This is a genomic window from Bilifractor porci, assembly GCF_009696005.1.
GTDB classification, from domain to species: Bacteria; Bacillota; Clostridia; order Lachnospirales; family Lachnospiraceae; genus Bilifractor; species Bilifractor porci.
This window is the reverse complement of record NZ_VUMV01000001.1, coordinates 298,488-310,280: the sequence shown is the minus strand read 5'-3', so window position 1 is coordinate 310,280 and position 11,793 is coordinate 298,488. Positions and strand designations below refer to the sequence as shown.

10 protein-coding genes are annotated in these 11,793 nt (G+C 55.8%); all 10 read left to right on the top strand.

What is annotated here, in order from left to right:
- Positions 1-56: 56 nt before the first annotated feature.
- The 10 genes from rpmF (at position 57) to FYJ60_RS01320 (ending at position 11,788) form a co-directional block, all read left to right on the top strand.
- Positions 57-242 carry a 50S ribosomal protein L32 gene (rpmF, locus tag FYJ60_RS01365; protein ID WP_154456796.1) on the top strand — a complete coding sequence of 62 codons (186 nt, stop codon included), beginning with the start codon at positions 57-59 and terminating at the stop codon, positions 240-242.
- Between the two features lie 250 nt (positions 243-492).
- Positions 493-1,143 carry an NUDIX hydrolase gene (locus FYJ60_RS01360; RefSeq protein WP_154456795.1) on the top strand — a complete coding sequence of 217 codons (651 nt, stop codon included), beginning with the start codon at positions 493-495 and terminating at the stop codon, positions 1,141-1,143.
- 91 nt (positions 1,144-1,234) lie between these two features.
- Entirely contained in the window at positions 1,235-2,185 is a 951-nt protein-coding gene (locus FYJ60_RS01355) for a hypothetical protein (protein WP_154456794.1), read from the top strand.
- A 76-nt stretch (positions 2,186-2,261) separates the two neighbouring features.
- On the top strand, positions 2,262-3,311 hold the full coding sequence (gene plsX, locus FYJ60_RS01350) for a phosphate acyltransferase PlsX (protein WP_154456793.1): 1,050 nt from the start codon (positions 2,262-2,264) through the stop codon (positions 3,309-3,311).
- A 180-nt stretch (positions 3,312-3,491) separates the two neighbouring features.
- Positions 3,492-4,184 carry a ribonuclease III gene (rnc, locus tag FYJ60_RS01345; RefSeq protein ID WP_154456792.1) on the top strand — a complete coding sequence of 231 codons (693 nt, stop codon included), beginning with the start codon at positions 3,492-3,494 and terminating at the stop codon, positions 4,182-4,184.
- Between the two features lie 11 nt (positions 4,185-4,195).
- The gene (gene smc, locus FYJ60_RS01340; protein ID WP_154456791.1) at positions 4,196-7,756 is read left to right on the top strand and encodes a chromosome segregation protein SMC; all 3,561 of its coding nucleotides are present in this window, start codon (positions 4,196-4,198) and stop codon (positions 7,754-7,756) included.
- A gap of 48 nt (positions 7,757-7,804) precedes the next feature.
- On the top strand, positions 7,805-8,728 hold the full coding sequence (gene ftsY, locus FYJ60_RS01335) for a signal recognition particle-docking protein FtsY (RefSeq protein ID WP_154456790.1): 924 nt from the start codon (positions 7,805-7,807) through the stop codon (positions 8,726-8,728).
- 42 nt (positions 8,729-8,770) lie between these two features.
- Positions 8,771-9,994, top strand: a complete 1,224-nt coding sequence (gene ilvA, locus FYJ60_RS01330; protein ID WP_154456789.1) for a threonine ammonia-lyase — start codon at positions 8,771-8,773, stop codon at positions 9,992-9,994.
- Positions 9,995-10,056: 62 nt separating this feature from the next.
- A complete protein-coding gene (locus FYJ60_RS01325) occupies positions 10,057-11,139 on the top strand; it encodes a lysylphosphatidylglycerol synthase transmembrane domain-containing protein (RefSeq protein WP_154456788.1) in 1,083 nt (360 codons plus the stop codon).
- A 1-nt stretch (position 11,140) separates the two neighbouring features.
- On the top strand, positions 11,141-11,788 hold the full coding sequence (locus tag FYJ60_RS01320) for an epoxyqueuosine reductase QueH (RefSeq protein ID WP_235903278.1): 648 nt from the start codon (positions 11,141-11,143) through the stop codon (positions 11,786-11,788).
- Positions 11,789-11,793 lie beyond the last annotated feature (5 nt).

The following is an 11,793-nucleotide window of genomic DNA, read 5'->3' as shown; positions in this document are numbered from 1 at the left end:
ACCGGTAAGGATTTTGGCGGTTCAGCATACATATCAGAGTACGAGGAGGTGTTAAAATGTCTATCTGCCCAAAGAATAAATCATCGAAATCGCATAGAGATAAGAGAAGAGCGAACTGGAAAATGTCTGCTCCGACTCTGGTAAGATGCAGCAAGTGCGGCGCTCTTATGATGCCTCACAGAGTCTGCAAGAACTGCGGAACATACAACAAGAAGCAGATCATCAAGATGGATGAGGCATAATGCTTCTCATTCCAGCGTAAATTCAGGCTGTCGGGAAACCGACAGCCTTTCTTTTACTGCATAAGTCCAACCGCAAAGCAGGACCGGGCGCGCGCCTGCAAGCAGAGCCGGTATGCTTTAGCGGCGGCAGCAGGTATGGGCATGCAGAGCCGCGGCGGACTTACGCGGCAGAGAAAGTATGCGTGAGGATTTTTAGTTATCAGAATCCGTCAGGCAGTGGGACAGTCCGCCTGCGGACCAGGAGGGAAAAATGAACAGATATAATACTCCGGTGCGGATCACGCCGCCGGGAAAAGGAGCGGCCGTGCTGATCCCTCTGCTGCGGGTAGAGGGAGAGTGGAACATACTCTTTGAGGTGAGAAATCCTGGAATCGCGCAGGGCGGCGAGATCTGCTTTCCCGGAGGGAAGGTAGAGCCGGGCGAGAAGCCGTCGGATGCCGCCGTCCGCGAGACGCGGGAGGAACTGCTTGTCAGGACAGAGCAGATCCGCTGCGTCGAGGCACAGAACCTGGTCACCGGGCCGGGCGGAAGAGATATTTATTCCTATTCCGGGGTGCTGGAGGGATATCAGAACACCTTTTCGGAGGCGGAGGTGGCGCGGATCTTCACGGTTCCGGTGAAAGAGCTGCTCCGGCAGAGGCCGGAGACCTACGAGGCGCATTACGAGATCCGCCTTCCGGATGATTTTCCCTATGACCAGATTCCCGGAGGGAGAAATTATCCCTGGGCGGTCATCCCGCGAAAGCTCTACTTCTACCGCTATCTGGAGAACCGGATCTGGGGACTTACGGCGGAGCTTCTTCATGCCTTTCTGGAAAATTCCCGAGGCGGAATGGAATTTTCCTGCGCTGACCGGCCGGAGGCTATTGCTTCGCGCGTTCCTTCGCGCAGGGCGCGGTGACGTTGACAGCATTTCTTGTGAAATGCTATAATATCTCCACTTGTGGAACCACACAGGCTGTTTTTTGTATACAGAAAAGGGGAAATATTTAATGAAGGGAAAAAAAATAACGCTGCTTTTCGCTGTAGGACTGAGCATGTCCGTTTTACTTAGCGGATGCTCTTTTGCCCAGTTTACCGAGAAGCTGATCAATATTGTGGAGCCTTCTGCCTCCGGGCAGACCGTGTCCGGCAGCACCCTGGAGGGGGAGGTGTTCCCGGATTACATCGTAAACGAGTCCATAGAGGCGCCGACATTCACGCAGGACCTGAGCGGAACGGTGAATGTAGAGGCCGGTTCCCAGACGACGCTGACGGTGGCGGCCACAGCCTCCGGCGGAGAGGTCAGCTACCAGTGGTATTCCAATAATGTGAACGCCAACGGGGGCGGAACGCTGATCGAGGGAGCCACCGAAGCATCCTACAGTCCGGTCATTCCCGCAAAAGGGGCAGACGCGTCGGTTTCCGCGGCTTCTGCCGCTTCTTCTTCCTCTGCCTCTGTCTCTGCAGATACATCAGGAGAAGCAGTCGTATCATCTTCCGGCACACAGGCAGACCAGACGGCGGACAATACCCAGACAACCTATTATTATGCGGTTGCCATCAACACGGTAAACGGGGAAGTGAATATGACTACCAGCCAGACCATCGGCGTCACCGTGTGGGATAACATGTACTGGGCGCAGAGCGCGGATAACGGCGGCTACCAGTATGTGAACCGGAGCACCGGAAAATTCCCGACCAATACGACCATGACGATTGACGGCGTGGAATATACGTTTAATGCCGACGGGTATATTGTCGATGCCAACGGCAATCTTCTGGATTATGCCACAGGGCAGCAGGCCGGCGGAAGCACGGCCTCTTCTGCCGACGCTTCGCAGGCGGCAGCGCAGAGTACGGATCAGGCGGCAGCCCAGAGTACAGACCAGGCCGCGTCACAGAGTACCGATCAGGCTTCGGACCAGGCGGCAGACCAGGGCGGCGATACTTCAGGACAGTAAGACGGACAAACCGGCGTGAGAACGTACCTGCGCAGCGGGCGGCGGTTTAGCGGCGGCATCCGGAGTGGAGGGAAAAATGAGTGAACTTGTGCGGGTGGCTGTAGACGCCATGGGCGGAGACTATGCCCCGGCCGAGCCGGTAAAGGGCGCTGTGGAAGCGCTTCGGGAAAACAGCGGGATCCGGGTCATCCTGACAGGAGACAAGGATGCTATTGCGCGGGAACTGGAAAAATATCCGGATGTGCCAAAGGACCGTCTGGAAGTGATCCCTACAACCCAGGTCATTGAGACGGGAGAACCTCCTGTTAAGGCGATTCAGGGGAAAAAGGACTCCTCGCTTGTGGTCGGGCTGAATCTGGTCCATAAGGGAGCGGCGGACGCGCTGGTCTCCTCCGGAAGCACGGGCGCCGTGCTGGTCGGGGGACAGGCGATAGCCAAGAAAATCCGGGGTATTCAGAGGGCTCCTCTTGCGCCGCTGATTCCCACGGAAAAGGGAGCTTCCCTTCTGATTGACTGCGGGGCAAATGTAGACGCCCGTCCGGCGCATCTGGTTCAGTTTGCCGTGATCGGCTCGATCTATATGAAGAGCATCTGCGGCATAGAGAATCCGCGGGTCGGACTGGTCAATATCGGCGCAGAGGAGGAAAAAGGCAATGCCCTCTGCAAAGAGACCTACCCGCTGCTGAAGGCCAGAACCGATATCAATTTCATCGGAAATGTGGAGGCGAGGGACATTCCTTCCGGCGCCGCGGATGTCTACGTGACAGAGGCGTTTGTCGGGAATGTCATTCTGAAGATGTACGAGGGCGTAGCGAAGACCCTGCTGAAAGCGGTCAAGAGCGGGATCAAATCCACGCCGGTTTCTTCTCTCGGCGGTCTTCTGATCAAGCCGGCGCTGAAGAAAACACTGACTTCCTTTGACATCAGCAGCTACGGCGGGGCTCCCCTGCTGGGACTCCAGGGGCTTGTGGTCAAGACACACGGCAGTTCCAAGGCGAAGGAAATCAAGAACACGATTCTCCAGTGCATCCAGTTTAAGGAAGAGGATGTAAACGGGAAGATTCAGGAATTCCTTCGCAAAGAGAAAGAAGAAAAAGCCGCGGGAGGGCAGGAGTCCGCGGAATAAACAAATACAATAAGAAAGAAAACGGGGCTGCTGCTTTCCATGCATAGTTGTGTCATTCCGGAAGAATTATGCACTGCATGCGTAAGGCGGCAGCCCCTTATGACGGATTCTGCGGGAGCCAGGAGCAGGCAGCCTGGAAAGGAACCTGCTGCGTTCCGGGAGACCTTAGGAGAGACAGAGATGGATCAGAGATCAAAATTAAAAGAACTGGAAGAGAAAACCGGACACCGGTTTCAGGATTTTCATCTGCTGGAGCAGGCAGTGATACACAGCTCCTACGCGAATGAAAAGAGACTGGGGCACCTGGGCTGCAACGAGAGGCTGGAATTTCTGGGAGACGCGGTGCTGGAGGTGGTTTCCAGCGAGTATCTGTACCGGAATTATCCGGAGATGCCGGAGGGACAGCTGACGAAGCTGCGCGCCAGCCTGGTCTGCGAGCCCACGCTGGCGGAGGACGCGGGGCAGATTCATCTGGGAGAATATCTGATCCTGGGCAAGGGGGAAGAGGCCTCCGGGGGCAGAAAAAGAGCTTCGATTGTTTCCGATGCCCTGGAGGCGGTCATCGGCGCCATTTTTCTGGACGGGGGCTTTGACGCGGCAAAGGCATTCATCCTCCGCTATGTGATGAACGATGTGGAGAATAAAAGGCTCTTCCACGACAGCAAGACCATGCTGCAGGAGCTGCTGCAGGCCGAAGGAAGAGAAACCGCGGTCTATGAGCTGGTAGAGGAGTCCGGGCCGGACCACAATAAGAAATTTACGGTGGAGGCCCGTCTGGGGACGGAAGTGCTGGGAACCGGCACCGGCCACTCCAAAAAGGCCGCGGAACAGCAGGCGGCATATCACGCGATCTGCATGCTGAAAAAATCGTAAGAGGAATTCCTATGTACTTAAAATATATGGAAATTCAGGGCTTTAAGTCCTTTGCCAATAAAATACGGCTGGAGCTGCACGAGGGTGTTACCGGCATTGTGGGACCGAACGGCAGCGGAAAGAGTAATGTGGCGGATGCCGTGAGATGGGTGCTTGGCGAGCAGAGCGCCCGGCAGCTTCGCGGCGGAAACATGCAGGACGTTATTTTTTCCGGTACCGAGAACCGGAAGCCGCTGGGATTTGCCTCTGTGGCCATTACCCTGGATAACGCGGACAGAGCACTGAAATTCGACGCGGATGAAGTGACGGTAACGCGGAGGCTGTATCGCTCCGGCGAGAGTGAGTATCAGCTGAACGGGGTAAACTGCCGCCTGCGTGACATCAACGAATTGTTCTATGACACCGGTATCGGAAAAGAAGGATATTCCATTATCGGCCAGGGACAGATTGACCAGATCTTAAGCGGCAAGCCGGAGGACCGCCGCGCCCTCTTCGATGAGGCGGCGGGAATCGTTAAGTTTAAGAGAAGAAAGGCGGCCTCGCTGAAGAAGCTGGAGGAAGAGCAGTCCAACCTGACCAGGGTGAACGACATCATCGCGGAGCTGGAGCACCAGCTCGGCCCGCTGGAAAAACAGGCGGAGAAGGCAGGCGAATATCTGAAGAAGAGAGACCGGCTGCGAAACCTGGATATCCAGCTCTTTCTGGCAGATTCCGAGCACACGGAGAAGCAGCGGAAGGAGATTTCCGAAAAGAAAACCATCGCCGGGAACCAGCTGGCGGAAATCAACGCGGCATTCGAGGAAACCCGCCGGGAATACGACCAGGTGGAAAATCAGCTGGAGACGATTGACCGGAAAATCGCGGACATGAAGGAGCAGGCGCAGCAGGCCGCCCTGAAAAAGCAGGAGGCGGAGGGACGCGTCAATGTGCTGAAGGAGCAGATCCATACCTCCCGGATGAACAGCGATATCTATCGGAGACGCCTGGAGGCCGTCGGGAAGGACAGGGAGCGGCGGCTGGCAGAGCAGAAGGAGGAGCAGGCAAAAAGAGATGGACTGAACCGGAAGCTGGAGGCTGCCCTTGCGGAAAAAACAGCGAAGGAAAAAGCGGCCGCCGCCGTTCAGGAGGAGATTGACAGAAAGACCAGGGACGAGTCCCAGGGAAAAAACGACACCATTTCCCTTCTGAACAACCGCTCCTCGATCCGGGAAAAAATGCAGCGCTATGACACCATGGCGGAGCAGATCGGGATCCGGAAATCGGAGCTGGCCTCCCGCATGCTGCAGATGAAGGGCGAGGCGGACCAGGTGCAGCAGCAGCTTTCTTCCCTGGACAGGGAGCTGCAGGATGTCACGGACGCCGGAAACCGGAAGAGACAGGAGATCGAACAGACGGAACAGCAGCTGGAGGAGCTGAAGATCCGCCTGGACAGGCAGAACAAGCAGCTGGAAATCGGGCAGACGGCCTATCACAGAGAGTCTTCCCGTCTGGAATCGCTCCGCAATATCACCGAGCGGTACGAGGGGTACGGAAACAGCATCAAAAAGGTCATGGAGCAGAAGGAAAACAATCCGGGCATCCATGGCGTTGTCGCGGACCTGATCAAGACAGAAAAGAAATACGAGACGGCCATTGAAACCGCGCTCGGAGGCAGTCTCCAGAATATTGTCACAGACAATGAAAACACAGCGAAATATCTGATTAACTACCTGAAAAAAGGACACTACGGGAGAGCCACCTTTCTCCCCCTGACATCCATGCGGGAGGAACAGCCTTTCGGAAACACCGCTGTCCTGCGGGAACCCGGTGTTCTGGGCAAGGCGGATGAACTGGTCAGCTGTGACCCGATTTACCGCGGCGTCGTCCGGAGGCTGCTGGGCAGAACCGTTGTCGTGGATCAGATTGATCACGCCATCGCGGTGGGCAGGCGGTATCATCAGTCGGTCCGGATGGTGACCCTGGAGGGCGAGCTTCTCAGCCCCGGAGGCTCTATGACGGGAGGCTCCTTCCGCTATAACAGCAATCTTCTCGGCAGGAGAAGAGAGATTGAGGAGCTGGAGAAGAGCGTCCGTCAGCTGAAAACCGAGATGGCGGGACTGCAGAAGAAAATCGAGGCAGACCGCACGGAGAGAAACCGTCTGCGGGATCTGCAGAATACGCAGAATGAAGAGCTGCAGAAGCTGTTTCTCCGGCAGAATACCGCGAGGGTAAACAGGGACGCGGGACTGGAAAAAACGGCCTCCTTCCGCAGCAGTTATCAGAAGCTGCAGCAGGAGAGAGGGGAGATCGAGGGACAGCTGGCGGAAATCGCGCGGAAGAGATCCGTAATCTCTCTGGAGCTGGATGAATCCAAAGAACAGGAGGACAGGCTGACGGCATCCATCCGGGATCTGCAGGAAGAGCTGAAGAGCCTGCGGGAGAAGGAACAGCAGGCACTCCGGGAACAGGACGCGGCCAGGCTTTCCTTTTCCAGGGTACAGCAGATGGGCGCCTTTATCGACGAGCGCCTGCAGGCAGCCGGAGAGGAACTGGAGAGACTGGAGGAAGAAAAGACCCGCCTGGAATCTGTACTGAATTCCGGGACGGGGGACATCTCCGGAAAGGAAGCGGAAATCGAGAAGATCCGGGCGGAAGCGGAAGGCTTTGGCCGGGACGCCGAAGCCTGCGGAACCGCGGCGGAAAAGCTGACGGAGCAGAAGGAAGAGTTAAATCGCTCCCACAGACAGTTTTTCGAGAAGAGGGACGAGCTTTCCGGGCAGAAAAACCGGATGGAGCAGGAATGCTTTCGGCTGCAGTCGCAGGAAGAAAAGCTGGACGAGGCAAGAGAAAACCAGATCAATTATCTCTATGAGGAATATGAGCTGACGCCTGATCAGGCGGAGAAATTCGTGTTTGACGAGATCCCGGAGCGCGGCGCTCTCCGGAAGGAGATCACGGCGCTGAAAACCGCCATCCGTCAGATGGGAAGCGTCAATGTAAACGCGGTGGAGGAATACCGGGAGTTGAAGGAGAGGTATGATTTCCTTCACGGCCAGCAGCAGGACCTGGTTAAGGCGGCCGGCCAGCTGCAGGGGATTATTGCGGAGCTGGACGAAGGCATGCGCAGACAGTTCCGGGAAAAATTCAGGGATATCCGCACGGAGTTCGACAAGGTTTTCAAGGAGCTGTTCGGAGGAGGAAAGGGAACCCTGGAGCTGGCGGACGAGGAGGACATTCTGGAGTCAGGCATCGTCATTATCTCGCAGCCGCCGGGGAAAAAGCTGCAGAATATGATGCAGCTCTCCGGAGGAGAAAAAGCGCTGACCGCGATTGCCCTTCTGTTCGCGATCCAGAACCTGAAGCCCTCCCCCTTCTGCCTTCTGGATGAGATTGAGGCAGCGCTGGACGACAGCAACGTGGGGCGGTTTGCCGGCTACCTGCACAAGTTGACAAAGCACACCCAGTTTATTATCATAACGCATAGGCGCGGGACGATGGCGTCCGCGGACCGGTTGTACGGAATTACTATGCAGGAAAAGGGAGTTTCCACGCTGGTTTCCGTCGACCTGATCGAGTCCCAGCTGGACAAGTAGAAAAGCAGACAAGACGGCAGCGGTGCCGGGAATCGGGAGAAGAAGGAGATGGCAGAGGGATTTTTCAGCCGTCTGTTTCACGGGCTGACAAAAAGCCGGAAGCAGATGTCCGAGGGTCTGGACGAGGCGTTCGGATGTTCGGAGATAAACGATGAATTTTACGATAACCTGGAAGAAACGCTGGTCATGAGCGACATCGGCATAGAGACCACGGAAACGGTTATCGAAAACCTGAAGATTCTGGTGGATGATTACGGAATCACAAAGCCCTCCGAGTGCAGAAAGCTGCTGGCGGACTGCCTGAAAAACCAGATGAAGGTCGGAACCACAGATTACGCGTTCGAGCGCGAAAAATCGGTCGTCCTGGTCATCGGCGTCAACGGGGTGGGGAAAACTACTACGGTCGGCAAGCTGGCCGCCAAGCTGAAGAAACAGAAAAGGCGTGTCCTGGTGGCTGCCGCGGACACCTTCCGCGCGGCGGCGACCGAGCAGCTGCAGACCTGGACCAACCGGGCAGGTGTGGAGATTGTGACGGGACAGGAAGGCTCCGACCCAGCCGCCGTTGTCTACGACGCGGTTGCCGCCGCCAAGGCGAGAAAGACGGATGTCCTTCTGGTCGATACGGCAGGAAGGCTCCACAACAAAAAGAATCTGATGCAGGAGCTTCAGAAAATCTACCGCATTCTGGACAAGGAATACGCGGAGGCGCATCTGGAAACCCTGCTTGTCCTGGACGGGACGACCGGGCAGAATGCCATCTCCCAGGCAAAAAGCTTTCAGGAGATTGCGGACATCACGGGCATTATCCTGACGAAGCTGGATGGGACGGCAAAGGGCGGCATAGCCATAGCCGTGCAGTCGGAGCTGGAAATACCCGTAAAATATATCGGAGTAGGAGAGCAGATCGACGATCTGCAGAAATTTGATCCCGACGTTTTTGTGGACGCTTTACTGGACACAGCGGACAGATAGGGGATGCAGGCATCGGCGGACAGGGACAGAAAGAGTGAAAAAATGGAACAGACAGAACTGACACTGGACAAATTTGAAGAGGCATCGGAAGTTGTCAAGCGGGTCACCGCAGATACCAAGCTCATCTACAGCGAACACTTCAGCCGTATGACGGGAAACAAGGTTTACCTGAAGCCGGAGAATATGCAGGTAACAGGCGCCTATAAGATCCGCGGAGCCTACTATAAAATCAGCACGCTCACCGAGGAAGAGAGGCAGCGCGGGCTGATCACCGCCTCTGCCGGAAACCACGCGCAGGGTGTCGCCTACGCCGCAAGGGTGTACGGCTGCAAGGCCGTCATCGTCATGCCTACCACCACACCGCTGATCAAGGTCGAGCGCACCAGGAACTACGGGGCGGAGGTCGTCCTGTACGGGGATGTCTACGACGACGCCTGCGCAAAGGCGCTGGAGCTGGCGGCGGAAAACGGATACACGTTCATCCACCCGTTTGACGACCTGACCGTCGCGACGGGGCAGGGGACAATTGCCATGGAGATCGTCAAGGAGCTTCCGCTGGTGGATTATATTCTGGTTCCGATTGGCGGGGGCGGCCTGGCAACCGGCATCTCCACGCTGACTAAAATGCTGAACCCGAAGATCAAGGTGATCGGCGTAGAGCCGGCAGGGGCGAACTGCCTGCAGGTATCTCTGGAGAAGGGGGAGGTCACGACGCTTCCTTCCGTAAACACGATCGCGGACGGCACCGCTGTGAAGCGCCCCGGAGAGAAAATCTTCCCGTATCTTCAGAAAAACCTGGACGACGTCATTACCGTATCGGATGAAGAACTGGTCGTGGCTTTTCTGGATATGGTGGAAAACCATAAGATGATTGTGGAAAATTCAGGCCTCCTGACGGTGGCCGCCCTGAAGCACTTAAACTGCAGGGATAAGAAGGTGGCTGCTGTTATGTCCGGCGGAAATATGGATGTCATCACCATGTCCTCTGTGGTGCAGAACGGCCTGATCGCCAGAGACCGGATCTTCACGGTGTCTGTCCTGCTCCCGGACCGTCCGGGAGAGCTGGTGCGGGTTTCTTCCGTCATCGCGGACAAGAAGGGAAATGTCATCAAGCTGGAGCACAACCAGTTCTACAGCACAAACCGCAATGCCGCGGTAGAGCTCCGCATTACGCTGGAAGCATTCGGAACAGAGCACAAGAAGGAGATCCTTGCCGCCCTGGAGGATGCCGGCTTTAATCCGAAGCTGGCTCACACAAATCTGTGAAGAAAACAGGCAGGCCGGCTGCCGGCCTGTCAAGGTAACCCGCTGTCCCGGAATACGACGGAATGAGTAAAAAGATCAGAGAGAAAAAAAGCACACTGTTCAGCCTTCTGTTTATCGCCGCGGTCATTCTTCTGACGCTGTGGAGTCTTTCACGCGCGGAAGATCCGGATAAGCTGATCGAGGATATCAAAAACGCCAGTCCGGTCTTTCTGGTCCTGGCGGTTCTTTGTGTACTTATTTTTGTCTGTCTGCAGGGCGTCGTGATCTGGCTGCAGTGCCGCTCCCTGAAGCTGCAGGAAAGCCTCTGGCGCTGCATCCTGATTGCCTTCCACGGATATTTTTACTGCAGCATCACACCGATGCAGAGCGGCGGCCCCCCGATCCAGATCTACGATCTGAAGAAGGAGGGAATCCACATCTCTGTCGGAACGCTGATTATTCTGATGGAGACTTTTCTTTTTAAGGTCGTTCTGGTCATTCTCAGCCTGGGAATGCTGCTTTTCGGACACAACCTGATGCGCCGGTATATCTGGCCGGGGCTTTTTTTCTTTATCCTGGGTACGATACTTACCTGTGGAATCGTGGTCCTGATCTATCTCTCCATGTTTCATTCCGGCCTGCTCCGGAGACTGATTCTCTGGTTTTTCCGGAAGCTGGAAAAACACCACCTGATCCGCAGTAAGGAAGGACGGGTGGAGAAGCTTATCTCGGCGATGGATAAATACCGCGCGGCGGCGGGATATTTCCGGAATCAGAGAAAGCTGTCGGTTCTCCTGCTGGCTGTTACCATGCTGCAGAGACTTGCTTATTTTTCCACCACCTATTTTATCTACCGCAGCTTCGGACTCCACGGGGTCTCCTACTGGACGATTGTACTGCTCCAGGCGGCCATCAGTATCTGCGCGGATATGCTTCCGATTCCCGGCGGGGTCGGAATCACAGAGGCACTGTTCCAGGTCTTTTTCCGGGACATCTTCGGGGCTATGACCATTCCGGGACTCTGCCTGTCCAGAGGAATCACCTTCTATGCCCAGCTTCTGTTCTGCGGCATTTTCAGCATCGCCGCCCGTGTGGCATTCCGGGTGGACAAGTCCCGGCTGGGTTTCTTTCAGACCTCATTTATCGTTCCGGAGGATGCACCGTAATATGCAGAAGATCAATTATCAGCGTGAAATGGAACAAATTCTTGCGGAAGAGACGGCGGCCGGCCGTGTGCCGAAACTGCTTCTCCACAGCTGCTGCGCGCCCTGCAGCAGTTATGTCCTGGAGTATCTTTCCGGATATTTTCAGATCACAGACTTCTTTTATAATCCCAACATCTCCCCGGGGGACGAGTACAGGAAACGGTCGGAGGAACTGAAACGGCTGATCCGGTCCATGCCGCTTAAAAACCCGGTGGCCTTTGTGGAGGGAACCTACTGCCCGGAGAAATTTTTTCAGATGTCCATGGGACTGGAGGATGTCCCGGAGGGTGGGGAGAGGTGCTTCCGCTGTTATGAGATGCGTCTGCGGGAGGCTGCGGAGGAGGCACAGAAGCGATCCTGTGACTATTTTACCACCACGCTCTCCATCAGCCCCCTGAAAAACGCGCAGAAGCTGAATGAGATCGGACTGCGGCTGGAAAAGGAGTATCATGTCCGCTATCTGGTCTCGGACTTCAAGAAAAAAAACGGGTATCAGAGGTCTGTAGAGCTGTCCGGGATCTACGGCCTGTACAGGCAGAATTACTGCGGCTGCGTTTTCTCCAGGAAAGAGGCGCAGGAAAGGGAAAAGAAAAAACAGCAGCAGCTGTAATGATA

Bases quoted from the DNA above. Each gene is read 5' to 3' on its own strand.
- FYJ60_RS01325 (WP_154456788.1), top strand. From the start codon at position 10,057: ATGAGTAAAAAGATCAGAGAGAAAAAAAGCACACTGTTCAGCCTTCTG.
- smc (WP_154456791.1), top strand. From the start codon at position 4,196: ATGTACTTAAAATATATGGAAATTCAGGGCTTTAAGTCCTTTGCCAAT.
- plsX (WP_154456793.1), top strand. From the start codon at position 2,262: ATGAGTGAACTTGTGCGGGTGGCTGTAGACGCCATGGGCGGAGACTAT.
- FYJ60_RS01360 (WP_154456795.1), top strand. From the start codon at position 493: ATGAACAGATATAATACTCCGGTGCGGATCACGCCGCCGGGAAAAGGA.
- FYJ60_RS01320 (WP_235903278.1), top strand. From the start codon at position 11,141: ATGCAGAAGATCAATTATCAGCGTGAAATGGAACAAATTCTTGCGGAA.
- rpmF (WP_154456796.1), top strand. From the start codon at position 57: ATGTCTATCTGCCCAAAGAATAAATCATCGAAATCGCATAGAGATAAG.
- rnc (WP_154456792.1), top strand. From the start codon at position 3,492: ATGGATCAGAGATCAAAATTAAAAGAACTGGAAGAGAAAACCGGACAC.
- ftsY (WP_154456790.1), top strand. From the start codon at position 7,805: ATGGCAGAGGGATTTTTCAGCCGTCTGTTTCACGGGCTGACAAAAAGC.
- FYJ60_RS01355 (WP_154456794.1), top strand. From the start codon at position 1,235: ATGAAGGGAAAAAAAATAACGCTGCTTTTCGCTGTAGGACTGAGCATG.
- ilvA (WP_154456789.1), top strand. From the start codon at position 8,771: ATGGAACAGACAGAACTGACACTGGACAAATTTGAAGAGGCATCGGAA.